The following is a 24940-nucleotide window of genomic DNA, read 5'->3' as shown; positions in this document are numbered from 1 at the left end:
CTATCTTCTAAAATTAATTGTGCCTATTAAAAATGAAATTAGTTTGTTGCATTTGATTATATTTTTTGAACACCAAATCCATTTAAAATTGAGTGCTATTTTGAGCACTAAAAAAGGGCTCTTTGTCAAATAGTGTTGATGAAGAAATTTAGGAAGGGATTAAGCAACTAATTGTTGCTTAATTCCTTTTTGTTTTGGGCCAAACATTTTTGTTATTAAAATAATCCTATTTCTAAAATAGTAATAGTTTCTAAAGCCGTAGGCATTTCTTTTAAGCACTTTTATTTTATTGTTTATTCCTTCAATAGGGCCATTTGTTCTAGTTGGATACTCACAAGTATTTTGAATATATGGCAAGTAAGTCATAAGAGTCTTTAATACTCTTTTTAAACCAGGAGATAGGTCTAATTGCGTAGCTGCTTCAATCGTTTCCTTGAATTCTATATAATCTCTATCCTGTATACATTCACGAGGTGAATGTACAACCTCATAATCATTTTTTAGAGATGGATTGTTTTCTAAGATATAATCTACGATTCCTTTACTTGTTATGAAGCTTTCAAAAAGCTTATAACGATTATATTTATAGTTCTGAAGTTCATTAGGGTTCTTTAAAATTAACTTCCAATAATGTTTTAACTTTCGATATAATTTAGGATTTTTATAACGATGCTGATTCATGACACGTACCCGAGTTCGATTTAATTCTCTATTTAAGGCTTGTACGATGTGAAAAGGATCAATGATAATTTTAGCGTTAGGAAACATTTCTTTTATTAATTGAATGTACGGTAAGTACATGTCGATTGAGATAGTTTTTACCTTTAATCTTGTCTTAGTCTCAAAACGATGAAAATATTGTTTTAAACTGTAAGATTTTCTATCACGTACAACATCGACCAGCTTGTGTGTAGTGCTATCACAAATAATGAAGCTCATATTACTATCGGAAGCTTTGACGGATTTAAATTCATTAAAACACAAATGTTCAGGGAAATCATGTAATGGTTTAATCGTTAATAATCGTGCTGTATCATCTATGATACGTCTTACAGTATGAACTGAAACATTTGATTCTTTTGAGATATATATTTCAGATACTGTTTCACTTATTTTTGCCTTAATTTCATTTTTTAATCGTTTCGAAATATGACAATGTTTTTCTACAATGCGACTAGTATCTGCAGTAAATGAAGAACCACATTCTCTACAGAGAAATCTCTGATTTCGTAGATTTAAGTAGGCTGGAAGGCCTGAAACAGAACAGAGAGTGATACGAGAAGTTTTCGTCCCGTTTTTAACTATATTGTTATTTTGGCTAACGCACCCACAAACGGCACAAAATTCTGGTTTATGCGTATATGTAGCTGAATAAAATAAAGATTTTCTATTTTTTAATATCTTCTCTTGAACATTATTATCCCAAATAATGTTTTTATCTTTGATTTGTAGTGTAGCTTCTAGTATATTGTTCATATGGTCATCATTCTTTTGTTTTAGGTTTAGGCGCTTTTAATATAATGGATGTTGGCCTTTTTGTATACACTAAAATAGGGTTGGTGGAAAATTTCCACCAACCCTAAAAATTATAGAAACATTCTTTTTATATCTCATTTATTCTGCCAAGGCACCCATTGGATCCCATGGTGCAAGGACGATTGGTTCTGCTTCGTAAGCAGCTCGTTCTTCTGCTGTTAGTAATTCCTTACGAACAACAATTTGGTAAGTGTATTCGTCCATCCAAGCATCTGAAGCAACAAAGTAACCATCGGTACCAACCTTGTCTCCCCATGAGTTTTCAACTTTCCACTTAGTTGATTTGCCATTTTCATCCAAATCAACACCTGTCAAGACCATAGCATGAGTCATCAAGCTTTCGCTGTAGTCCAAACGTCCAGCCTTGTCTTGAGTAAGTTGAATGTCCATGCTTGATTCAAAGTCATAAACATCTGTCGCAAGGATTCCTGCTTTACGGTTGCTGAGTTGGCCGACATCTGAACCAAACCAAACAGTTTCTCCTGTTTGCATTTGAGCAATCGCCAATTCTTTCAAGCGTTCCATGGGTACGTTAATGTAACGAACCGCACGGCTACCAACGACATTTCCCAACATCTCAACTGTGTATGATTTACCGTAAGGTTTATCAGCAGTTGGAGCATTGATGACAGAAACGTAGTCTTCTAGTGGAAGATCGACATATTTCTTGTAAAACTCTTGTGGAGTGATGCCTTTTTCGCTTTGGTAGTTATTGTCTTTATCACGATAAGCAAAGTCAAATTTACGCGGTGGGAGGCCTAGTGACATTGCAAGGAAGTTAAAGATTTCTTGCAAGAGATCTTCTTTCTTAGTCTGAACAGTCGCTTGATCCGCACCTGAAGCTAATAGATCTCGCAAGATTTGAGCATCTTGACGAAGCAATTTGTTAAGGATTGCATTGAGCTCACGGCTACTGCTAGATGAGATAGATTCAGGATACACTGATTTAGGTACGACACCATATTTTTCAAAAAGAGCTACTACCATATCCCATTGTCCACCATCTTGTTGAGGTGTTTGAAGAAGGAAGCTAACCTTGCGGCTCGTCAATTCTTGATCAGCAGTTGCAATCACTTGCTCCAAGAACCAGTTAGATTTTTCATACTTGTCCCAGAAGAAGGTGTGGGCTTGTGACAATTCAAAGTTTTCAAGTTTGTATTGAGAGATGAGTTTGTGGCGGAAAGTGTTGAGAGCCGCAAACATCCAGCATCTACCAGAAGCTTTCTGGTTAGTAACCTTATCCTTTGTCAAATCAAGTGAGAAAACTGGTGTGTTGTCGACATGGCTTTGACGACGCTCTAGGGCTGCAAAAATACCGTTATGGCTAGCAGCATTTTCGATAGCTTGGTATTTTACATTTGCTTCATAGTTAGCAAATAATTTATCTGTAAATGATTCTTGAATCGCGTTCATAAAATCCTCCTTTTTTCTTACTGTCTATTATAACTCTTTTCACAAAGGAAGCAACCAAAAACTGAAAAAGGCAGGGACATTTTCCCTACCTTTTCCGATTATCCAGTTTATTGAACACTTTCAAGCAAGCCTTCTAGTTCTTCCTTGGTCAAACGACGCCATTCTCCACGTTTCAAATTTTCATCCAAGGTCAAAGTTCCCATGGTTAAACGTTGCAAGTCCACAACTTCCTTGCCACAGTAAGCTACCATCCGTTTGACCTGGTGGAATTTCCCTTCTGCAATGGTCACTCGAACCAGGCTTTCTTCCTTTTCCGTATCAATAGACACAAGCTCCAGCTTGGCAGGCTGACAGGTAAAGTCCTTGAGCGGAATTCCTTGCGCAAATGTCTCAATGTCTTCATCCGTCATGATTCCATTGACTTGCGCCAGATAAGTCTTATCCACATGACGTTTTGGTGAAAGAAGAGCATGAGCCAGCTTGCCATCATTGGTCAAGAGCAAGAGTCCATGCGTATCGATATCCAAGCGCCCTACTGGGAAAACTTCCTTGGCACGTGCATAGTCATCCAACAAATCCAAGACTGTCTTGTGTTTAGGATCTTCGGTTGCTGAGATAACTCCTTGGGGCTTGTTCATCATGTAGTAGACAAACTCCTCGTAGTCTAGCTTTTCCCCGTCAAAACAAATTTCGTCCGTATCTTCATCAATTTGTAGCTTGGCAGACTTTTCTTTCTTGCCATTGACCATCACGCGCCCAGTTTTTAGAAAGTTTTTGACCTCAGTCCGACTCCCAACAGCGCAGGAAACTAAAAATTTATCTAATCTCATAGGGCTATTATATCATGAAAAAGCATAGACTTAGAACAAAAAAAGCCGCCTAATTGGGCGACTTAATTTTTTTATAGGGAGATTATTATGAAAAAGTTTTAGGAGTATAAGTTAAGGTCTTCTTAACTTATGAGATAAGTATACAGCTCCTATCTTAAAGTTTCCTTAAGTATTTTTAAATGTGAGATTTTTCCATTTTTCTCGCCAATTTTTCTTGGATAAACGCTTTTGATAGAGCTTCATCCGGTCTTCATTTTCTAAGAAATGAGGAGTTGGACGAACTTGAAAGTTCAAAATATCCTCCAAACCATAAGGCGCAAAGAGCTCTAAAGTTGCGTCAGCTTGCAAGCGAAGCCCTACTGCCGTACAACGTTCTGGATACTTACTCATGGCATCGCAGGAATTTCTATACGGAGGCGTATGGGGACTATGTTGATGCATATAGACTTGATTTTTCAGCTCCCACTGATACTGGGGGAAGTCCTCTCTCAACTTACTTTCTATGGCTAGCGTTTCTTCGTAACTGACATCTGGATCAAAGAAAATCACATCCACATCTGTTTCACGGTCAAAAGCTGGTTTATCTGACAAGAGATTCCAGATAAAATTTCGAACCGAACCTGCCGCCAACCAGGAATCTTTCAACTCCAGATCTCGGATGATGGTCAGAATAGCCATCATGTCAGGATTTTCTCTAACACTATCTAGTATTTCTTGCTTATTTTTCATTGTACTCATACCCTAAATGTTCATAAGCCTTAGCTGTCGCGACCCGTCCTGAACGAGTTCGCATGATAAAGCCTTTCTGGATCAGGTAAGGTTCGTACATATCCTCTACCGTCTCACGCTCTTCAGCGATATTAACCGAAAGAGTGCCTAGACCGACAGGGCCGCCGCCATACATCTCAATCATGGTGCGAAGGATTTTCTGGTCCACATAGTCCAAGCCTTCATGATCTACATCCAGCATAGTCAAAGCCTTATCTGTAATGATATCATCAATCAAGCCATCCCCCATAATCTGCGCAAAGTCACGCACGCGCTTGAGGAGACGATTAGCGATACGAGGAGTTCCACGACTGCGTAAAGCTAACTCAGATGCAGCTTCATGGGTAATTTCCATCTCAAAGATATCTGCCGTCCGCTCGACAATCTCTGTCAAATCAGCATGGGTATAATATTCCATGTGACCTGTAATCCCAAAACGGGCACGAAGAGGATTCGAAAGCATCCCCGCACGAGTTGTCGCCCCAATCAAGGTAAAAGGTGGCAAATCTAGATGGACACTACGGCTAGCTTCTCCCGCACCAATCATGATGTCAATGTAGAAGTCTTCCATGGCGCTGTAAAGTACCTCTTCTACCGACATGGGCAAGCGATGAATCTCATCGATAAAGAGGACATCTCCAGGCTCCAAGTCATTTAAAATGGCTACCAAATCACCCGCTTTTTCGATGACAGGGCCAGATGTCTGCTTGAGATTAACTCCCAATTCATTGGCAATGACAAAAGCCATGGTCGTTTTCCCAAGACCTGGAGGGCCAAACAAAAGAACATGGTCCAGCGCCTCATCACGCATTTTTGCTGCTTCGATAAAGATTTGAAGCTGATCTTTGACCTTGTCCTGACCGATATATTCACGTAAATATTGGGGACGGAGGGTACGTTCTACCAACTCCTCATCACCCATGATTTCATTATCTAAAATTCTACTCATGTTCCTATTATAGCAAAAATCCAGCCCACAAACAAAAAAGCCACCTGATTTAGTGGCTTCTTTAGGGAGATTATTATGAAAAAGAAAAGTTTAGGATTTTTATTAAATAAAGTTAGGAGGTCTTTACTTAATAACTATATGATACAAGAGAAGACTTAAAATTAACTTAAGATAAAATAATTATTTTATTTTTTTCGATCCACCCAAATCATTCCTGTGCAATCATAAGTAGATAAGGTTTCAAAACCCAAGGAACGGTAAAATCCCAAGGTTTTTTCTGTCTGTTCGGTCGCTAGTTGGACTTGATAGGCATCTTTGAAATCCCCTAAAGCTTCTTTCATCAAGTCGCTACCAATCCCTTGGCGCTGATAGCTAGGCAAAACAATCAAATCTTGAACAAAGACCGATGAAAAACCATCTCCAACCAGACGCACTAAACCAACGATTTCCTCACCATCACGGGCAAGATAAGTCGCTAGCGAATGAGACAAGGCCTGCTCCAACATTTGTGGCTGATTGGTATAGTTTGTCCAACCAACTGCCTGATAGAGATGTAAAACGTCATCAATTGTAACAGAGGATTCTTTTGTAATCTTAATCATAACAAACCTTCCTAACATTCTCGTAGAGATTTAATCTGTTGTCCATTTTCATCAAAATTATCCGGACGCAACCATGCTTCAAAACGAGCCTTAATCCTTGGCCAGTCCTTATCAATCATGGACAACCAATCCGTATCTCTGGTGCGACCTTTATAGATAACAGCTTGGCGGAAGGTTCCTTCATAGACAAAGCCCAAACGTTCTGCTGCTTTCCTAGATGGAAGATTGAGGGCGTCGCACTTCCACTCATAGCGGCGATAGTTGAGTTCTTCAAAGACATAACGAGCTAGCAAATAGTGGGCTTCTGTTCCCATCCTGGTCTGTTTGAGAGCCGGAGAAAAGGTCACTGCTCCAACTTCAATGACGCGATTGACTTGGTCAATGCGCATAAGAGAAAATGTTCCCAAGGCCTTACCAGTTGTCTTGTCTATAATCGCATAGTAAAAACGGTCCTTACGAGCCAGCATCTGATTTAAAAGGCTGACCAGTTCCTCCCCATCTGCCACTGATTCCTGAAAAAGGTAGGTCCACATCTCACGAGGACTATCTGGGCCATAGACAGCTAATAAATCCTCTGCATGCTTTTCCACCGATAGAGCTTCTATAATCGTATATCGCCCTTCTAACCGTACAAGTGAAGGCAAAACTCCAGGTGTATCATCTACAGGTTCACCAATCATCTGACCGTATTCATTTACTGGCATAGCTTTCTCCTTGTCTCCCACTTATAAGTTTAAAGATGTGAATAGTATATCACATCTCACAGGTAATCTACAAAAAATCCTCCAGAACTTAGCTCTGAAGGACTTTTAAATTTATTTCGTTACGATATTTACAAGCTTATTAGGTACACTAATCACTTTCACGATTTCTTTGCCGTCAATCTCTGCTTTGACTTTTTCGTCAGAGAGAGCAATTTCTTGCAATTCTTCGCGAGAAAGGTCTTTTGCGACCATGAGTTTGGCACGGACTTTTCCTTTGATTTGGACGACGATTTCAATTTCATCTTCAACCAATTTGCTTTCGTCCCATGTTGGCCAAGCTACGTAAGAGATAGACTCACCTGTTGCTGCCACTGTTTGCCAGATCTCTTCTGCCAAGTGAGGCGCAAATGGGGCGATCAATTGGATAAAGCCTTTGGCGTAGTCTACATAGAGTTTGTCTTCCTTGTTAGCAGCGTTAACAAAGACCATGAGCTGGGCAATGGCTGTGTTGAATTTCATAGACTCGATTTGCTCTGTGACAGCTTTAACGGTTTCGTTATAAACCTTGTCTAGAGCACCATTGTTTTCCGCAACGATTTCTTTACTTGTGATCAAACGGTACACACGGTCAAGGAACTTACGACTTCCTTCCAGACCTTCTTCTGACCAAGCGATCGAAGCATCGAGTGGCCCCATGAACATTTCATAGACACGAAGGGTATCAGCACCGTATTGTTCCACCACATCGTCTGGGTTGACCACGTTCTTGAGTGATTTAGACATCTTGGCTGGTGCTTGCTCCAATTCTTCCCCTGTTTCCACATGGAAGAAGGAACCGTCACGTTTTTCAACCTTGTCAGTCGCCACAAGAGCACCGCGATGGTCACGGTAACTTGTGCCCAAAATCATTCCTTGGTTAAAGAGTTTTTGGAACGGTTCTTTAGTCGGTACAACACCGATATCATAGAGGAATTTGTGCCAGAAACGAGCGTAAAGCAAGTGAAGCACGGCATGTTCTGCACCACCCACGTAAATATCTACTGGCAACCATTGTTTGAGGAGGTCCTCATCGGCCAATTTCTCTGTGTTATGTGGATCGATATAGCGGAGGTAGTACCAGCTTGAACCTGCCCATTGTGGCATCGTATTGGTCTCGCGACGACCTTTGACGCCATCTTCACGAGTCACTTCCAGCCAGTCTGTCAGGTTAGCTAATGGGCTTTCCCCAGTACCTGAAGGGCGGATGTCCTTGGTTACTGGCAGTACAAGTGGCAATTCACTTTCTGGAACGGCTGTTGAAGTCCCGTCTTCCCAATGAATGATTGGAATTGGTTCACCCCAGTAACGTTGACGGCTAAAGAGCCAATCGCGGAGACGGTAAGTCACCTTCTCTTGGCCACAGCCTTTTTCTTCCAACCAAGCTACAATCTTGGCAATAGCATCTTCTTTGTTAAGACCGTTCAAGAAGTCTGAGTTGACGTGAAGACCATCTTCTGTGTAAGCAGCCTCTTCAACGTTTCCACCTTCAAGCACTTCTACGATTGGAAGACCAAACTGTTTGGCAAATTCCCAGTCACGTTGGTCGTGGGCAGGTACGGCCATTACCGCACCTGTACCATAGCTAGCGAGAACGTAGTCGGCAATCCAGATTGGAATTTCTTTACCATTGACAGGGTTGATGGCATAAGCACCCGTCCAAACCCCTGTTTTTTCCTTGGCAAGGTCTGTACGAGCCAAGTCTGATTTCAAGCTAGCTTGGTGTTTGTAGTCTGCTACGGCTTCAGCTTGTTCAGGACTTGTGATGGCATCTACTAGTTCATGCTCAGGTGCCAAAACAGTGAAGGTCGCACCAAAGAGGGTATCCGGACGTGTCGTAAAGACGGTGAATTCCTTGTCTGTCCCTTTTACTTTGAAAGTTACGTTAGCACCAGTTGATTTCCCAATCCAGTTGCGTTGCATGTCCTTGATAGACTCTGGCCAGTCAAGGTCATCCAAGTCATTGAGCAAGCGCTCTGCATAGGCAGTAATTTTAAGCATCCATTGTCGCATTGGTTTGCGGACAACTGGATAGCCACCACGCTCAGATGTTCCATCTGGAAGAACTTCTTCGTTGGCAATGGCTGTTCCCAATTCTTCCACCCAGTTTACTGGCACTTCAGCTTCATAGGCCAAGCCTTTTTCATAAAGTTTGGTGAAGATCCATTGCGTCCATTTATAGTAGTTTGGATCTGTTGTATTTACCTCACGGTCCCAGTCGTATGAGAATCCAAGCGCGTTGATTTGGCGTTTGAAGTTAGCAATGTTTTCCGCTGTAAATTCCGCTGGGTCATTTCCTGTATCCATAGCATATTGCTCTGCAGGCAAACCAAAGGCATCCCATCCCATTGGGTGAAGAACGTTGTAGCCTTGGGCACGTTTGAAACGGCTGAGGATATCGGTCGCTGTATAGCCTTCTGGGTGTCCTACGTGCAGACCTGCTCCAGATGGATAAGGGAACATATCCAATGCATAAAACTTAGGTTTTGAAGCGTCTGTTCCTGTCTTAAATGTGTGATTGTCAGCCCAGTGTTTCTGCCACTTAGGCTCGATTTCTTTATGATTGTAAAAACTCATGCTGTCTCTCCAATTTTCGTGATGCTCCTATTATACCATTTTTAAGGGAAATATTGTTTCTCTTTTCGTGTTTTTTATCGTTTTGCCGTTTGAACACTAAACTATTTTACAAATAAATTCTAAAAATTCTCCAATATATATAATTTACCATTCAAACAATTCTTAATAAATAATATTAATGCAAGTTAGGGCTTTTTATGGTAGAATATAGGAAAGTGCTTTCTCAGAAGGAGGGGAAAATGAACAAACAAACCATCGCTGTTTTAGGGCCTGGTTCTTGGGGTACTGCTCTGTCACAAGTTTTAAATGACAATGAACACGAAGTACGTATCTGGGGAAATATTCCTGACCAAATTGACGAAATCAATACACAACATACCAACAAACGCTATTTTAAGGATACTGTATTAGACGAAAAGATTGTTGCCTACCATGATTTAGCAGAAGTCTTGAAGGGCGTTGACGCTGTCTTGTTCGTAGTTCCAACTAAGGTGACAAGATTGGTAGCTCAACAGGTAGCTACTGTTCTTGATCATAAAGTGGTTATTATGCATGCTTCAAAAGGTCTCGAGCCAAATAGTCACAAACGTCTTTCAACCATTCTTGAAGAAGAAATCCCTGAAGAGTTCCGCAGTGAAATTGTGGTTGTATCTGGTCCTAGTCACGCAGAAGAAACAATCGTCCGTGACATTACCTTGATTACAGCCGCATCTAAGGATTTAGAGACAGCTCAGTATGTTCAGACACTCTTTAGTAACCACTACTTCCGTCTTTATACCAATACAGATGTGATCGGAGTGGAAACGGCTGGTGCTCTTAAAAATATCATCGCTGTTGGTGCAGGGGCCCTTCATGGACTTGGCTTTGGTGATAATGCTAAGGCGGCGATTATCACGCGCGGGCTTGCGGAAATTACTCGTCTGGGGGTTAAACTTGGAGCAAATCCATTAACTTACAGTGGTCTTTCTGGAGTTGGGGATTTAATCGTTACAGGAACTTCTGTCCACTCACGTAACTGGCGAGCAGGTGATGCTCTTGGGCGTGGTGAAGCCTTGGCAGATATCGAAGCAAATATGGGAATGGTCATCGAAGGAATTTCAACAACCAAAGCTGCTTACGAATTGGCGCAAGAGCTTGGAGTCTATATGCCTATTACCCAGGCTATTTACCAAGTTATTTATGAAAATGTTAATATTAAGGATGCTGTTTCTGAACTCATGAGTAACGAGTTCAAGGCAGAAAACGAGTGGTCATAATCACCGTTAGAAAGGATGCTCATGAAGCAAAAAGTTAGAAAAGCTGTTATCCCTGCTGCGGGACTTGGAACTCGTTTCCTACCAGCAACCAAAGCCTTGGCAAAAGAAATGTTGCCAATCGTGGATAAGCCAACCATTCAATTCATCGTTGAAGAAGCTCTCAAGTCTGGAATTGAGGACATTCTTGTTGTAACAGGGAAGTCAAAACGTTCTATCGAAGACCACTTTGACTCAAACTTTGAACTAGAATACAACCTTAAGGAAAAAGGAAAAACAGATCTTTTGAAACTAGTCGATGAAACAACTGGTATGCGCCTTCACTTCATCCGTCAGACACACCCACGTGGCCTCGGAGATGCCGTTTTACAAGCCAAAGCATTCGTTGGGAATGAACCTTTTGTGGTGATGCTCGGAGATGACCTCATGGATATCACTGATGAAAATGCTGTCCCATTGACTAAGCAACTTATGAATGATTATGAAGAGACTCACGCTTCTACCATCGCTGTAATGCCTGTACCACACGAAGAAGTCTCTGCCTATGGTGTTATCGCGCCTCAAGGTGAAGGAAAAGATGGACTTTATAGCGTTGAAACCTTCGTTGAAAAACCAGCACCTGAGGACGCACCAAGTGATTTAGCGATCATCGGTCGTTACCTCCTCACACCAGAGATTTTTGGTATTCTTGAAAATCAAACGCCTGGTGCCGGAAATGAAATCCAGCTAACAGACGCTATTGATACCCTCAACAAAACTCAACGTGTATTTGCTCGTGAATTCAAGGGGGCTCGTTATGATGTTGGAGACAAGTTTGGCTTTATGAAAACTTCAATCGATTACGCACTTAGACATCCTCAAGTCAAAGATGACTTGAAAACTTATTTGATTAACCTTGGGAAAGAACTCTCAGGAGAAAAATAAGCCCCTAAACCAGGTTGAAAATACCTGGTTTTTTTGTTGCCCAAACACCTCCAAAGCTAGTCCAAGCCTAATTTCTTGCAATCATTGCTTTTATGGTATAATAATAAGGAGTGAGGAAAGAAATGAAGAATAAATTATTATCTATGAAAGAAAAAGGACTGGCCTTACTGGAGTCCCTTAAAACAAAGCTAAAAAATATACATTTAGGAAAAAAAGGTCCTAAAAATTCTAAAAAGAAAAAGCAAACCAAAACGAATATTTGGACTATCTTTGCTAATATCTTACTGGGAATCAAGGCAACCTTTAATACCCTATTCATCATCGCCTTTCTTGGTGGACTTTTAGGTACTGGGGTTGTTTTCGGTTATGCTGTATCTCTATTTGACAAAGTGACCGTCCCTCAAACAGAAGATTTAGTCAAACAAGTGAACGATATTTCATCCATTTCTGAGATTCGCTATGCTGATGGTTCCATGATTGGCGCTATTGAGAGCGACCTCCTTCGGACTTCTGTCGCATCGGATGCTATTTCAGACAATCTCAAGCAGGCTATCGTTGCGACTGAGGATGAACATTTCGCAGAACACAATGGAGTCGTTCCTAAAGCGGTTATTCGTGCTAGTCTAGGAAACTTTATCGGGCTTGGTTCTTCTAGTGGAGGTTCTACACTAACACAGCAGCTCATCAAGCAACAAGTGGTTGGTGATGCTCCTACACTAACCCGTAAAGCTACTGAAATCGTGGATGCCTTGGCCTTAGAGAGAGCAATGAGCAAGGACGAAATCTTGACAACCTATCTCAATGTCGCTCCATTTGGTCGTAACAATAAAGGGCAAAATATCGCAGGAGCTCAACAAGCAGCCAAGGGTATTTTCGGTGTTGATGCCTATCAGCTAACGATACCTCAAGCAGCCTTCATAGCAGGCTTGCCACAAAGTCCTATCTCTTACTCACCTTATGAATCTACGGGAGAAATGAAGAGTGAAGAAGATATGGCACTTGGTATCAAACGTTCCAAAGATGTTCTATACAATATGTACAGAACAGGGGTCCTCAGTCAGGAAGATTACGAAACCTATAAAGCATACGACATCAAACAAGATTTCTTACCAGCTGAAAGTGTAAACGTAACTTCTAGGGGCTATCTCTACTTTACTGCTCTCGATGAAGCAACTAACCTCATGTATGACTACTTGGTACAAAAAGACAACGTCTCTGCCCAAGAACTCAAAAACGAGTCCATCCAAAAATCCTATCGTGAATTAGCTGAAAAAGAGATTCAAAATGGTGGTTACCGTATCACAACTACAATCGACAAAGCTATCCATACTGCTATGCAAGATGCAGTGGCCAACTATGGCTATCTAGTTGATGATAATACCGGTCAACCTGAAGTCGGAAATGTTTTGATGGATAATCAAACGGGAGCTATCTTAGGATTTGTCGGTGGCCGCGATTACCAAAGTAATCAAAATAACCACGCTTTTGATACAAAACGATCTCCAGCTTCGACTACCAAACCTATCTTAGCCTATGGTATTGCTATTGACCAAGGATTAATGGGAAGTGCTAGCATCCTATCAAACTATCCAACTAACTTTGCCAACGGAACTCCAATCATGCACGTCAACAGTCCAGGGACAGCTATGGTAAACCTTAAGGAAGCTCTAAATTATTCCTGGAATATCCCAGCCTACTGGACTTATCGTATGCTTCGTGAAAAAGGAGTCGATGTCCGCTCCTACATGGAAAAAATGGGTTATGAAATCCCAGAATACGGTATTGAAAGTCTTCCTATGGGAGGAGGAATTGAAGTCACTGTAGCTCAGCATACTAACGGATATCAGACCTTAGCTAATAATGGTGTCTACCATAAAAAATACATGATTTCGAAAATCGAAAAAACCAACGGTGAGGTTATCTACGAGCATAAAGACGAACCTGTGCAGGTCTACTCTAAAGCGACCGCAACCATTATGCAGAGTCTGCTGAGAGATGTACTTTCATCCCGAGTCACGACAAGCTTCCAAAGTGATCTTTATGGCATAAATCCCAGTCTAGCAAGTGCTGATTGGATTGGGAAAACTGGTACAACAAATGAAGAAGCCGATATGTGGCTCATGCTTTCAACTCCACGGTTGACCCTTGGTGGCTGGGTTGGTCACGATGATAACAGTTCGTTAGCCAAAGGCGCATACTATCGTAATGCTAAGTATATGGCTCACCTCGTAAACGCTATTCAACAAGCTTCTCCTTCCGCTTGGGGTTCTGAACGCTTTACCCTTGATTCGAGTGTCACCTCTTCTCAAGTCCTTAAGTCGACTGGACAGAAGCCTGGCAAGGTCACTATCAACGGTAAAGAGATTGAAGTAACTGGAGAAACTGTAACCAGTTATTGGGCGAATCAAGCTGGCGCTCCAACGACTACTTATAAATTTGCTATCGGTGGTAGTGATGCTGATTACCAAAATGCTTGGAATACTATTTTGGGAAGTTTACCAAAATCATCTAATTCCAACAATAACAACTCAAACAACAATAGCAATAACAATAATAATCGAAACAATAATCGAAATAATAGCAACAACAGTAATAACGGTAATAGTAATAATAACAATAATAATAGCAGCAATAATAACAATATTACCAACGGAAGTAATGACTCTTCGTCAAATAGACTTCAACGCTAAATTTCTTACCGATAGGAGAGCGAGAAATTATGATTCTCACTCTCTTTTTTCTTTTTATCATTCATGGTACAATAGCTTCATGAATCAATATCAAAAGAATATTTTTAAGGGGACCATCTACTCCCTCCTATCTGGACTAATATGGGGTATTTGTGGCATTTTAGGAGAATTCTTCTTTACCCATTATCAAGTCTCCTCCGGTTGGATTACTTCTATGCGATTAAGTATTGCAGGTGGTTTCGTACTTATCTTTTCTAGCTTTAAGTTCCGCTCACAGTTATTCAACCTTTGGAGAAATCGTAACAACTATCTGCCTTTTCTGGCATATGCTATCTTAGGAATCTTCTCTGTCCAGTATTTCTTTTATCTCTGTGTAGAATACTCTAATGCGACAACGGCAACCATCCTACAATTTATCAGTCCTGTCTTCATTCTTATCTACAACCGCATCGTCTACAAGAAAAAGGCTTCTAAAAAAGCAATCTTCTATGTTTTGACGGCTATGCTTGGGGTCTTTTTGATGGCCACCAAAGGCGATTTGTCTAAGTTATCCATCACCCCTCTAGCCTTGTTGACAGGACTTCTCAGTGCGCTAGGCGTTATGTTTAATGTCATTTTGCCCCAGCCATTTGCTCGAAAATATGGTTTCGTTCCCACTGTTGGTTGGGGAATGCTGCTTGCTGGACTCTTTAGTAATTTTCTCTACCCTGTTTATAGAATAAGCTTTCAGCTTGATTGGGTAAGCATCTTGATTTGTTTGACCATTGCCTTTTTTGGAACAGCCTTTGCCTTCTTCCTATCCATGAAGGCTGTCTCACTCGTTTCCCCATTGGTGGTATCAGTGGTCAGTGCAAGCGAACCTTTATCATCGGCGATTCTAAGCGTTCTGTTTCTAGGTTTAGTCTTGGATGGCTATCTGCTATTAGCTATGATTTTGATTATTATTCCAATGGTCTTCTTATCCATCGAAGAATCAAAGGATAAAATGAAAGAAACTTCTTTTAACACTTAAGGCTTCAATTTTGAAGCCTTTTTTGGTAGAATAGTATGCATTATAAAGAGTGAGGAGACCCCTATGACTGCTACAAAAATGAATGCACAAGAAATTATCCAATTTATCGCCAATGCTGAGAAAAAGACCAGTGTAAAAGTAACCTTTGAAGGACAACTTGCTGGATCTATCCCTGCTTCTGTTACCAAGCTTGGAAATGTTCTCTTTGGAGATTGGAAAGATATCGCTCCACTTCTTGAAGGACTTACAGAAAACAAGGACTATGTTGTTGAACAAGACGCTCGCAATTCAGCTGTACCTCTCCTTGATAAGCGCAATATCAATGCTCGTATCGAACCAGGCGCTATCATCCGTGACCAGGTTGAAATTGGTGACAATGCTGTTATCATGATGGGAGCTGTTATCAACATCGGTGCTGAAATCGGTGCTGGCACTATGATTGATATGGGAGCTATTCTAGGTGGCCGCGCTATTGTCGGTAAAAATAGTCATGTCGGTGCCGGTGCTGTTCTTGCAGGTGTGATCGAGCCCGCTAGTGCTGAGCCTGTTCGTGTCGGTGACAATGTACTCATCGGTGCTAATGCTGTGGTCATCGAGGGTGTTCAAATCGGTAGCGGTTCTGTTGTTGCGGCAGGTGCCATCGTCACTCAAGATGTACCAGAAAATGTTGTGGTAGCTGGTGTTCCAGCTCGTGTTATCAAAGAAATCGATAGCCAAACCCAACAAAAAACAGCGCTAGAAGATGCGCTTCGCACCTTGTAATGAGTAACAGAGGCGGAAACCTTTCCAGCCTCTTTATCGTATCAATAGAAAGAAATTAGATATGTTAGATTTGATTCAAACTCGACGCGATCTTCACCAAATTCCTGAGATTGGCTTAGAAGAATTCAAGACTCACGCTTATTTGCTCAATGTCATTGAGAAATTAACAGCTGGCAAGGATTTTGTTCAGATTCGTACCTGGCGAACTGGTATTTTAGTTTACTTACAAGGAAGTCAGCCAGAACGTACCATCGGTTGGCGGACAGACATTGATGGCCTCCCAATTGTTGAACAAACAGGCCTTCCTTTTGCCTCTCAACATCCAGACCGCATGCATGCTTGTGGGCATGATTTTCATATGACCATTGCCCTTGGAAGTCTCGAACGTGCTTTAGAAAAACAACCAAAAAACAACCTCCTCTTTCTCTTTCAACCTGCGGAAGAAAATGAGGCCGGCGGCATGCTCATGTATGAAGATGATGCCTTTGGTGACTGGTTGCCTGACCAATTCTATGGTCTTCATGTTCGTCCAGACTTAAAAGTTGGACAGATTGCGACCAATACCCATACACTCTTTGCAGGAACATGCGAAGTTAAGATTCGCTTTCAGGGTAAAGGGGGACACGCTGCCTTTCCACATGAAGCAAACGATGCTCTGGTTGCAGCTAGCTATTTTGTGACTCAAGTCCAGTCAGTTGTCAGCCGTAACGTCGATCCTATCGAGGGAGCTGTCGTCACTTTTGGTGTTTTTCAAGCTGGTACAACCAATAATGTCATCGCTGATACAGCCTTCTTGCATGGAACCATCCGAGCTCTTACACATAGTATGAGTCTCTTGGTTCAGAAACGTGTCAAAGCCATCGCTGAGGGCGTGGCTGCTGCTTTTGATATAGATGTAGAGATTGAACTCAAGCAGGGAGGTTATTTACCAGTTGAAAACAACCCTGAACTAGCCCGAGAATTGATGACCTTCTTTGATGAAAAAGAGGAAATTGAACTCATCGATATTGCGCCTGCCATGACAGGGGAGGACTTTGGTTATCTTCTCTCTAAGGTTCCCGGCGTCATGTTCTGGCTAGGTATTGATAGTCCCTATGCCCTTCATCATCCAAAGATGAGTCCTAAGGAAGAAGCTCTGGCTATCGGTGTCGATGCCGTATCAAGCTTCTTAGCCAAGAAAGCTGCGGAGTAAACTATGAAAAAAATCCTACGCAAGCAGGTCTTACAAGAACTCAAATCCCTATCTGCAGAAGAAAAGCGAAACATGAACGATTGGATTACCAATCAGCTCCTTCAACATCCTTTTTACAAAGAAGCAAATACAATCGCCACTTATCTGTCTTTTCCCCATGAATTTCAGACAGCTAGACTCATTGAACAGGCTCAAAAAGATGGGAAAACCATCCTCATCCCCAAAACCTATCCACATGGGAAAATGGACTTTGTTCTATATGAACCAGAGAAACTCGAAAGAAATTCTTTTGGACTTCTTGAACCTCAAGGAGAGTTTACAATCCTTGAATCTTCTCAGATTGACCTAATTCATGTTCCTGGTTTGGCATTCAATCCTTCTGGCTATCGGGTTGGGTATGGTGGTGGCTACTATGACAGATATTTGAGCCATTATTCTGGAAACTCCATCAGCACACTTTATCCATGTCAGATTCAGGAATTCCATCCTGAATCACACGATATTCCCGTTAAGGAGGTACTCATCTATGAAAGAGATTTTTGATCGTCGTTATCCTGTCACGAGCTTCTTTCTTCTTGTGACAACCCTGGTTTTTGTCATCATGTTTTTAACCAGTGGTTTCAACTACACCAGTGCAGCGACCTTGTATCAGTTTGGTGCTATTTACCCTCCTGCCATAAAGGCCATGCCTGAACAAATCTGGCGCCTGTTTTCAGCAATCTTTGTCCACATTGGCTTGCAGCACTTTTTAGTCAACATGCTATCCCTCTACTTTTTGGGGCGTCAGATGGAGGACATCTTTGGTTCCAAACAATTTTTCTTTATCTATCTCTTATCAGGGATGATGGGGAATCTCTTTGTTTTGGTCTTTAGTCCTAATGCCATCTCAGCTGGAGCCTCAACTGCCCTTTACGGCATGTTCGCTTCTATTGTCGTTCTTCGGTATGCTTCACGCAATCCCTACCTGCAACAGCTTGGGCAATCCTATCTCTCCCTCTTAGTCATCAACCTAGTAGGTAGTGTCTTAATCCCTGGCATCAGCCTTGCGGGGCATGTGGGTGGAGCTGTTGGTGGCGCATTACTGGCTATCGTCTTCCCAGTCCGAGGAGAACGAAAGATATACAGCCCAGTCCAACGTGGTCTTGCAACCCTAGCTTTCATCGCTTTATCAGCCCTACTACTTTTTATCGGATTACTTTAAAACAAAGAAAAACCATTGGAATCTCTCTCAGAGAGCTTTATTTCCAATGGTTTTTTTAAATCTATTTGAAAAGTTGCTTAAAACCCATTATTGTCACTGAGTTCTTTGAACCAGTGGCCTGATTTTTTCAAGAGGCGTTCTTGCGTTTCTAAGTCAAGCTCGACTAAACCATAACGGTTTTTATAGCTATTGAGCCATGACCAGCAGTCGATAAAGGTCCAGATCAAGTAGCCTTTACAGTTGGCACCATCTTCGATAGCACGATGAAGTTCACGCAGGTGCCCTTTGACAAAGTCGATACGATAATCATCTTGAATCATACCGTTTTCCCGGAATTTATCTTCACCTTCAACACCCATACCATTCTCGGTCAACATCCACTCGATGTTGCCATAGTTTTCCTTGATGTTTTGAGCGATATGATAAATCCCTTGCTCATAGATTTCCCAACCACGGTGGGGATTAATCTTACGACCTGGCATGACATAAGGCTCATAGAAATGCTCTGGCAAGAGTGGACTATCCGGGTGCTTAGCAAAACGTGGCGCCATAACACGCAAGGGTTGGTAGTAATTGACTCCAAGAAAGTCTACTGTATGTTGGCGAATGAGTTCCAATTCTTCTGCTGTAGCATCTGGCAGCAAATCATGCTCAGCTAAAATTTTCACTAGTTCTTCTGGATAAGTTCCCAAGACTGATGGATCTAAGAAAGATTGCGCTTGAAAGAGATCTGCTATACGAGCAGCTTTCACATCCGCAGGATGTTGACTACGTGGATAAGCTGGTGTCAAGTTGAGGACAATCCCAATCTTAGAATTTGGCAGAATTTCGTGACAAGCCTTAACTGCAAGAGTGCTTGCCAGTTGAGTGTTATAGGCTACCTGAACCGCAGCTTTGGCATCCACCTTATGTGGATAATGAGCATCATAGAAATAGCCAAACTCAACAGGTACGATCGGCTCATTGAAGGTAATCCACTGATCTACCAAGTCACCATAGGTCTCAAAACAAAAACGAGCATAGTCTTCGTAAGCCTTGATGGTCGCCTTATTTTCCCAACCATCGCCATCTTCTTGAAGGGCAAAAGGCAAGTCAAAATGGTAGAGATTGACTAAGAGACGGATGCCCTTAGCCTTAATCGCTTCAAAGACCTGACGGTAGAAAGCCACACCTTGAGGATTGACTTCTCCACGACCCTGCGGGAAAATACGAGACCACTGGATAGAAGTCCGAAAGGCTGTGTGACCTGTTTCTAACAACAGTTCGATATCTTTTTCCCAATTTTCATAAAAGGTCGATGTTTTGTCTAGTCCAATCCCATTATAGAAGCGATTGGGCTCTACTTGGTACCAATAATCCCAGAGATTATCTCCCTTGCCGTCACCAGGTACTCGTCCTTCTGTCTGTGGTCCAGAAGTTGAGGAACCCCAGACAAAATCCTTTGGAAATTTTAGCATAGCTCTACCTCTTTATTTACTCATTTTAACTTTATTTTATCTCATTATAAAGAAAAAACAAGGCAAAAACTAGTTACATTTTTGTCTTGTTTTTCTTCTGATTATAGATTTATTTATTTGTGAGAATTTCAAGGGTTTCAAGCAGATTATCTGCGTGAACTTCGATCGTATCTCCTGTCGCCTTGATCTTGACTTCTACGATACCATCAGCTGCTTTCTTCCCAACAGTGATACGGATTGGAAGACCAATCAAATCGCTATCGCTGAATTTAACACCGACACGTTCGTTACGGTCATCTGTCAAGACTTCGTAGCCTTTATTAACCAAAGCTTCTTCGATACGATTTGTCAATGCAAGACTTGCTTCATCCTTGACATTCACTGGAATCAAGTGCACATCAAATGGCGCCAATTCTTTAGGGAAGTTGATTCCCCAAGCGTAACGGTATTCACCTTTTGGAGTTTTATTTACAAAGAGGCGAGCGTGTTGCTCCATAACCGCTGAAAGGAGACGGCTTACACCGATACCATAGCACCCCATGATGATTGGCACAGCACGACCATTTTCATCCAAGACATCTGCTCCCATACTTGCTGAGTAACGAGTTCCAAGTTTAAAGATGTGACCAATCTCGATACCACGGGCAAAGTTGAGAATACCTTTTCCATCTGGAGAAATTTCACCTTCACGAACTTCACGGATATCGACATACTCGGCAGTGAAGTCACGACCTGGGTTGACACCAGTCAAGTGGTAGCCATCTTCGTTAGCACCAGCAACAGCATTGCGGCTATCTTGGACCTTGCGGTCTGCGATAATCTTGACATTTTCTGGAAGATTGACTGGGCCAAGTGAACCAAAGTCCGCTCCCAACAATTCTTTCACTTCTTCCTCAGTTGCAGGCTCCAAGAAGTCTGCACCAAGGTAGTTTTTCAATTTGACTTCATTGAGTTGGTCATTGCCAACGAGTAGGGCAACAACTGGCTCCTCGTCTGCGATATAAACCAAGGTCTTGATGGTTGCTTCTTCTGAAACATTTAGGAAGGCTGCTACTTCATCAATCGATTTGACACCTGGTGTTTCCACGCGAGCCACTTGATCTTCAGTCACAACACGGTTGCTTGGTTTGTACTCGTTGGTTGCCATTTCCAAGTTGGCTGCATAGCTTGATTCGCTTGAGTAGGCAATGGTATCTTCACCAGAAACCATCCATTTCAGCAATTCTGCCTTGATTTCTTCTTGCACTTCAGACGGAATCTCGTCAAATGATGCGACAGATTTATCCAATACCACCCAACGATCAAGGTCTGTACGAGCAGGTGTGATGGCCATAAACTCTTGGCTATCCTTACCACCCATGGCTCCACCGTCACCGATGATAGCTTTAAAGTCCAAGCCACTACGAGTGAAGATACGCTCATAGGCTGCCTTATACTCATCATAGGTTACATCCAAACTATCGTAGTTAGCGTGGAAGCTGTAACCATCTTTCATGATGAACTCACGAGTACGAAGAAGTCCATTACGCGGACGTTTTTCGTCACGGTATTTAGGTTGGATTTGGTAGAGATTCAGTGGCAATTGCTTGTAAGACTTGACAGAATCACGGACAATAGCTGTAAAGGTTTCTTCATGAGTTGGACCCAAGATAAAGTCTGACTTCTCACGATTTTTCAATTTGTACAAGTCTTCACCGTAAGTTTCATAACGGCCAGACTCACGCCACAGGTCCGCACTGAGAAGGGCTGGAGCCAACATCTCAACGGCACCCATCTTGTCAAATTCCTGGCGCATGATCTTCTTAGCTTTTTCGATAACACGGTTAGCAAGTGGTAGGTAAGAATAAACACCTGCCGATACTTGACGAACATAACCAGCACGCAACATAAGAGCGTGGCTGATAACTTGAGCATCGCTTGGCATTTCGCGAAGCGTTGGAATAAGCATTTTACTTTGTTTCATATTTTTCCTCTAATTCTTAAAAGAAGGTACGCATGATGTCGTTCCAAGTCACGGCGATCATCAAGACAACCATAATCACAACTCCAACTAGAGTAACATAGGTTTCAATTTCTTGTTTCAATGGTTTGCGACGAATAGCTTCAATAATATTGAGCACGATTTTCCCACCATCAAGTGCCGGGATAGGAATCAAGTTGAAAATCCCGATATTGATGGAAATCATAGCCAAGAAGAACAAAACATTCTCAAGACCATTTTTAGCAGCATCACTACTTGCCTTAAAGATAGCAACAGGTCCACCCAATTTATTCAAGTCAGGCTGGAAAATCAAGCTCTTCAAGGCGTTGAGAATTCGTAAAGCCGAGTCAGCAGCAGAGGTGAATCCACCTACAAACATAGACCAGATATCTGATTTGAGTCTCGGTTGAACACCTAGAATATAGCGACCTTGGTTTTCCTCAGGGGTCACACTGACTTGTTTTTCAGTTCCATTTTCAGAGACTGTTACATCCAATACAGGTGCTGTTTTATCCTTGGTCTCTACTTCAACTGCCTGAATCAAATCTTGCCAGTTACTAATTTTGTGTGAACCGACTTTAGTGATTTGGGCCGTATTTTCAACACCGACCTTTGCAATCGCGCTATCAGGGATGATACTAAAGTTATTACTTTGTGTATCACGAACACCACCCTGCATGAAAATCAAAATCCAGAAGACGATAACTCCCAGGATAAAGTTATTCATGGGGCCTGCAAAGTTGGTAATCAATTTGCCCCAGACAGTCGCATTCTGGTATTGAACATCTAGCGGAGCGATACGAACTTCTGTTCCATCAGCTTCCACGATAGTTGCATCATGGTCTACGGAGAAAGTTTTTTCCTCTTCTAAGACCAGACCTGTGATAAAAAGTTTATCCTCAAAGTCAAACTGGGTTACTTGCATCGGAAGAGCCGTTTGGTCTACCTTCTTACCAGAAAGATTGATGCGCTTCACCTTGCCATCTTCGGCTAAGGTCAAACTAACAGGAGTTCCTGTCTTAATCTCTGTAGTATCTTCACCCCAACCTGCCATGCGGACATAACCACCAAGTGGTAGGAGACGAATCGTGTAAGCAGTCCCGTCTTTCCCGATATGGGCAAAGATTTTCGGACCCATACCAATGGCAAATTCACGAACCAAAATTCCAGACTTCTTAGCAAAGTAGAAATGTCCGAACTCGTGAACCACCACGATAATTCCAAAAACAAGGATAAAGGTTAATAATCCTAACATTTAATATCTGTTCACCTTTCCTTAAAATAAGCCGAATAGGTGCATAATAGGGAAAACAGCCAACATAGAGTCAAAGCGATCCAGCACCCCACCATGTCCAGGGATAAAGAATCCTGAATCCTTGACTCCAAAATGGCGTTTCATGGCACTTTCAATCAAGTCACCCAATTGACCTGCAATACTAAAGAAAATAGCAAAGAGCGTCATTTTGTAAATACCATAAGGAAGGGCAACTGTACTATCCACTAACATAAAGATGAGTGTAACAAGCATAGCTGCTACAATACCACCAAAAGCTCCTTCGACTGATTTGTTAGGAGAAACTCTTGGAGCCAATCTTCTCTTGCCGAAATTCATTCCTATGAGATAAGCACCACTATCTGTTGCCCATACGATACAGAGGGCCAAGAGCGCTTTATCCAAACCTGCGATTCGAGCATCGACTAAAGCGTTGAAGCCAAAACCAACATAGAAACTCATGGCAATCGGGTATACAGCGTCCTCAATGGTGTAATTCTTGCTAAAAACAGTGCAACCTAACATGATAAAAATCACAACACCATATGCGACAACATTCCCATCTACAGGTAAAAATGTCAAGTAGTTTTCTAGGGGGATTGTCAGTGCAAAAGTTGCTAACAAGGTCAGCAAGCCCTCAGGGGTCATGGTATTTAACCCTTTCATCTGAAGCAACTCATGAACCCCTAGCATGGCTAGAAGTCCCATAGCAATCTGTAACCAAAGCCCACCAATCACCAAGAGCGGGATAAAGATTGCTAATGCCAGAGCGGCAAATATGGTTCTCTTTAATAAATCCTTTTTCATAACTTTTCCTAAACTCCTCCAAATCGACGATTGCGGCGGTTAAACTCTGCAATAGCCTCCTTCAAGGCTTGCTCATCGAAATCCGGCCACAAGACATCTGTGAAATAAAGTTCACTATAAGCTGCTTGCCAAGGCAAGAAATTACTCAAACGAAGCTCGCCACTAGTTCGGATGATTAAGTCTGGGTCGCGCAAGGTTTTCGGCAAATGTCCAGTGAAGAGGTACTCCCCAATCAACTCTTCTGTAATATCACCTGGATTCACCTTAGCATCCAAAACATCCTGAGCAATCAACTTGACTGCTTGTGTAATTTCAGCTCGTCCACCGTAATTAAGGGCAAAATTGAGAATCAAACCAGTATTCAACTTGGTCAACTCTTCTGCCTTTTTCAAAGCTTCGAAAGTTTGTTTAGGCAAACGATCAGTCTCCCCAATCATTTGGATCTTCATGTTCTTCTGGTGCAATTCGGGGACATATTTATCATAAAATTCAACAGGCAAGTTCATGATAAACTTGACTTCCTGGTCTGGCCGTGTCCAGTTTTCAGTCGAGAAGGCATAAACAGTCATAGCCTTGACACCCATATCGCTAGCAGCAATCGCTACCGTTCTCAAAGCATCCATCCCAGCCTTATGACCAAAGACACGCGGTTGCATCCGTTTTTTAGCCCAACGACCATTGCCATCCATGATAACTCCGATATGCGCTGGCACTACTACTGGTGTTTCTGTTACTTTATCTTTTTTTAAAAATCCAAACATGATTGTATTCCTATTCAAAAATCTATCGTTTCATTATACCATATTTTTCGCTTTTCTTCTATCATATTCTCTTATTCTAAGGCGGAATTCCCTATAGAACTCCTATCTTTCTAAACTAACAAGCCTTGCATTTCACAGAGAAAGTTGGTACAATAAAACATAAAGATTTATCCTTGTTCAATCACAAGGGTTTTTTATTGAAAGGATCTTAC

Annotated in this window: 21 protein-coding genes; 8 read left to right on the top strand and 13 right to left on the bottom strand. The window is 41.9% G+C overall.

Translation table 11 applies throughout. From position 1 onward, the window contains the following. Window positions 1-159: 159 nt before the first annotated feature. The 8 genes from KJR31_RS06770 to leuS all read right to left on the bottom strand — a co-directional run bounded on the left by KJR31_RS06770 (window position 160) and on the right by leuS (window position 9415). Window positions 160-1476: an ISL3 family transposase gene (locus KJR31_RS06770; protein ID WP_214262661.1), complete on the bottom strand. Its 1317-nt coding sequence runs from the start codon at window positions 1474-1476 to the stop codon at window positions 160-162. Between the two features lie 138 nt (window positions 1477-1614). Next, window positions 1615-2949, bottom strand: a complete 1335-nt coding sequence (gene pepC / locus KJR31_RS06765) for an aminopeptidase C (protein WP_214262660.1) — start codon at window positions 2947-2949, stop codon at window positions 1615-1617. Between the two features lie 107 nt (window positions 2950-3056). Next, window positions 3057-3779: a pseudouridine synthase gene (locus KJR31_RS06760; protein WP_214262659.1), complete on the bottom strand. Its 723-nt coding sequence runs from the start codon at window positions 3777-3779 to the stop codon at window positions 3057-3059. Between the two features lie 165 nt (window positions 3780-3944). After that, on the bottom strand, window positions 3945-4517 hold the full coding sequence (locus tag KJR31_RS06755) for a nucleotidyltransferase family protein (protein WP_214262658.1): 573 nt from the start codon (window positions 4515-4517) through the stop codon (window positions 3945-3947). Continuing rightward, a complete protein-coding gene (gene ruvB / locus KJR31_RS06750) occupies window positions 4498-5496 on the bottom strand; it encodes a Holliday junction branch migration DNA helicase RuvB (RefSeq protein WP_284444670.1) in 999 nt (332 codons plus the stop codon). The genes KJR31_RS06755 and ruvB overlap by 20 nt, the downstream gene beginning before the upstream one ends. A 185-nt stretch (window positions 5497-5681) precedes the next feature. Beyond that, window positions 5682-6098, bottom strand: coding sequence for a GNAT family N-acetyltransferase (locus KJR31_RS06745; RefSeq protein WP_214262657.1), 417 nt, complete (start codon window positions 6096-6098; stop codon window positions 5682-5684). An 11-nt stretch (window positions 6099-6109) separates the two neighbouring features. Further along, window positions 6110-6802, bottom strand: a complete 693-nt coding sequence (locus tag KJR31_RS06740; RefSeq protein ID WP_214262656.1) for a GNAT family N-acetyltransferase — start codon at window positions 6800-6802, stop codon at window positions 6110-6112. Between the two features lie 111 nt (window positions 6803-6913). Beyond that, a complete protein-coding gene (gene leuS / locus KJR31_RS06735; protein ID WP_214262655.1) occupies window positions 6914-9415 on the bottom strand; it encodes a leucine--tRNA ligase in 2502 nt (833 codons plus the stop codon). A gap of 239 nt (window positions 9416-9654) precedes the next feature. On the opposite strand from leuS, the gene KJR31_RS06730 reads away from it, so the two are divergent. The 8 genes from KJR31_RS06730 to KJR31_RS06695 all read left to right on the top strand — a co-directional run bounded on the left by KJR31_RS06730 (window position 9655) and on the right by KJR31_RS06695 (window position 18449). Next, a complete protein-coding gene (locus tag KJR31_RS06730; protein WP_214262654.1) occupies window positions 9655-10671 on the top strand; it encodes an NAD(P)H-dependent glycerol-3-phosphate dehydrogenase in 1017 nt (338 codons plus the stop codon). A 21-nt stretch (window positions 10672-10692) separates the two neighbouring features. Beyond that, complete coding sequence (gene galU, locus KJR31_RS06725; protein ID WP_214262653.1) at window positions 10693-11592, top strand: UTP--glucose-1-phosphate uridylyltransferase GalU; 900 nt, start codon at window positions 10693-10695, stop codon at window positions 11590-11592. A gap of 122 nt (window positions 11593-11714) precedes the next feature. After that, on the top strand, window positions 11715-14282 hold the full coding sequence (pbp1b, locus tag KJR31_RS06720; protein WP_214262652.1) for a penicillin-binding protein PBP1B: 2568 nt from the start codon (window positions 11715-11717) through the stop codon (window positions 14280-14282). 79 nt (window positions 14283-14361) lie between these two features. Next, window positions 14362-15294, top strand: coding sequence for a DMT family transporter (locus KJR31_RS06715; RefSeq protein ID WP_214262651.1), 933 nt, complete (start codon window positions 14362-14364; stop codon window positions 15292-15294). A gap of 63 nt (window positions 15295-15357) precedes the next feature. Next, the gene (gene dapD, locus KJR31_RS06710; protein ID WP_214262650.1) at window positions 15358-16056 is read left to right on the top strand and encodes a 2,3,4,5-tetrahydropyridine-2,6-dicarboxylate N-acetyltransferase; all 699 of its coding nucleotides are present in this window, start codon (window positions 15358-15360) and stop codon (window positions 16054-16056) included. A gap of 61 nt (window positions 16057-16117) precedes the next feature. Further along, on the top strand, window positions 16118-17248 hold the full coding sequence (locus KJR31_RS06705; RefSeq protein WP_214262649.1) for an N-acetyldiaminopimelate deacetylase: 1131 nt from the start codon (window positions 16118-16120) through the stop codon (window positions 17246-17248). Between the two features lie 3 nt (window positions 17249-17251). Then, entirely contained in the window at window positions 17252-17791 is a 540-nt protein-coding gene (locus KJR31_RS06700; RefSeq protein WP_214262648.1) for a 5-formyltetrahydrofolate cyclo-ligase, read from the top strand. Beyond that, window positions 17775-18449 (top strand): rhomboid family intramembrane serine protease, encoded by a 675-nt coding sequence (locus KJR31_RS06695; protein ID WP_214262647.1) that lies wholly within the window; start codon window positions 17775-17777, stop codon window positions 18447-18449. Before KJR31_RS06700 ends, KJR31_RS06695 begins: the two co-directional genes overlap by 17 nt. A 77-nt stretch (window positions 18450-18526) precedes the next feature. Here the strand turns inward: KJR31_RS06695 and KJR31_RS06690 are convergent, their stop codons facing one another. The 5 genes from KJR31_RS06690 to KJR31_RS06670 all read right to left on the bottom strand — a co-directional run bounded on the left by KJR31_RS06690 (window position 18527) and on the right by KJR31_RS06670 (window position 24728). Further along, a complete protein-coding gene (locus KJR31_RS06690; protein WP_214262646.1) occupies window positions 18527-19906 on the bottom strand; it encodes a glycoside hydrolase family 1 protein in 1380 nt (459 codons plus the stop codon). A gap of 109 nt (window positions 19907-20015) precedes the next feature. Beyond that, complete coding sequence (locus tag KJR31_RS06685; protein ID WP_214262645.1) at window positions 20016-21869, bottom strand: proline--tRNA ligase; 1854 nt, start codon at window positions 21867-21869, stop codon at window positions 20016-20018. 16 nt (window positions 21870-21885) lie between these two features. Then, the gene (rseP, locus tag KJR31_RS06680) at window positions 21886-23142 is read right to left on the bottom strand and encodes an RIP metalloprotease RseP (protein ID WP_214262644.1); all 1257 of its coding nucleotides are present in this window, start codon (window positions 23140-23142) and stop codon (window positions 21886-21888) included. Window positions 23143-23163: 21 nt separating this feature from the next. Next, window positions 23164-23967, bottom strand: coding sequence for a phosphatidate cytidylyltransferase (locus KJR31_RS06675; protein WP_214262643.1), 804 nt, complete (start codon window positions 23965-23967; stop codon window positions 23164-23166). Window positions 23968-23975: 8 nt separating this feature from the next. After that, window positions 23976-24728: an isoprenyl transferase gene (locus tag KJR31_RS06670; RefSeq protein WP_214262642.1), complete on the bottom strand. Its 753-nt coding sequence runs from the start codon at window positions 24726-24728 to the stop codon at window positions 23976-23978. Window positions 24729-24940: the final 212 nt, after the last annotated feature.

The sequence above is a fragment of the Streptococcus infantis genome (genome assembly GCF_018499575.1).
GTDB classification, from domain to species: Bacteria; Bacillota; Bacilli; order Lactobacillales; family Streptococcaceae; genus Streptococcus; species Streptococcus infantis_K.
This window is presented reverse-complemented; position numbering and strand designations above follow the sequence as displayed.

Coding starts and splice junctions, on each gene's coding strand:
- KJR31_RS06755 (WP_214262658.1), bottom strand. CDS start 4,517: ATGAGTACAATGAAAAATAAGCAAGAAATACTAGATAGTGTTAGAGAA.
- KJR31_RS06760 (WP_214262659.1), bottom strand. CDS start 3,779: ATGAGATTAGATAAATTTTTAGTTTCCTGCGCTGTTGGGAGTCGGACT.
- dapD (WP_214262650.1), top strand. CDS start 15,358: ATGACTGCTACAAAAATGAATGCACAAGAAATTATCCAATTTATCGCC.
- rseP (WP_214262644.1), bottom strand. CDS start 23,142: ATGTTAGGATTATTAACCTTTATCCTTGTTTTTGGAATTATCGTGGTG.
- pepC (WP_214262660.1), bottom strand. CDS start 2,949: ATGAACGCGATTCAAGAATCATTTACAGATAAATTATTTGCTAACTAT.
- KJR31_RS06745 (WP_214262657.1), bottom strand. CDS start 6,098: ATGATTAAGATTACAAAAGAATCCTCTGTTACAATTGATGACGTTTTA.
- pbp1b (WP_214262652.1), top strand. CDS start 11,715: ATGAAGAATAAATTATTATCTATGAAAGAAAAAGGACTGGCCTTACTG.
- KJR31_RS06685 (WP_214262645.1), bottom strand. CDS start 21,869: ATGAAACAAAGTAAAATGCTTATTCCAACGCTTCGCGAAATGCCAAGC.
- leuS (WP_214262655.1), bottom strand. CDS start 9,415: ATGAGTTTTTACAATCATAAAGAAATCGAGCCTAAGTGGCAGAAACAC.
- KJR31_RS06730 (WP_214262654.1), top strand. CDS start 9,655: ATGAACAAACAAACCATCGCTGTTTTAGGGCCTGGTTCTTGGGGTACT.
- KJR31_RS06690 (WP_214262646.1), bottom strand. CDS start 19,906: ATGCTAAAATTTCCAAAGGATTTTGTCTGGGGTTCCTCAACTTCTGGA.
- KJR31_RS06770 (WP_214262661.1), bottom strand. CDS start 1,476: ATGAACAATATACTAGAAGCTACACTACAAATCAAAGATAAAAACATT.
- KJR31_RS06740 (WP_214262656.1), bottom strand. CDS start 6,802: ATGCCAGTAAATGAATACGGTCAGATGATTGGTGAACCTGTAGATGAT.
- ruvB (WP_284444670.1), bottom strand. CDS start 5,496: ATGAGTAGAATTTTAGATAATGAAATCATGGGTGATGAGGAGTTGGTA.
- galU (WP_214262653.1), top strand. CDS start 10,693: ATGAAGCAAAAAGTTAGAAAAGCTGTTATCCCTGCTGCGGGACTTGGA.
- KJR31_RS06670 (WP_214262642.1), bottom strand. CDS start 24,728: ATGTTTGGATTTTTAAAAAAAGATAAAGTAACAGAAACACCAGTAGTA.
- KJR31_RS06705 (WP_214262649.1), top strand. CDS start 16,118: ATGTTAGATTTGATTCAAACTCGACGCGATCTTCACCAAATTCCTGAG.
- KJR31_RS06700 (WP_214262648.1), top strand. CDS start 17,252: ATGAAAAAAATCCTACGCAAGCAGGTCTTACAAGAACTCAAATCCCTA.
- KJR31_RS06695 (WP_214262647.1), top strand. CDS start 17,775: ATGAAAGAGATTTTTGATCGTCGTTATCCTGTCACGAGCTTCTTTCTT.
- KJR31_RS06715 (WP_214262651.1), top strand. CDS start 14,362: ATGAATCAATATCAAAAGAATATTTTTAAGGGGACCATCTACTCCCTC.
- KJR31_RS06675 (WP_214262643.1), bottom strand. CDS start 23,967: ATGAAAAAGGATTTATTAAAGAGAACCATATTTGCCGCTCTGGCATTA.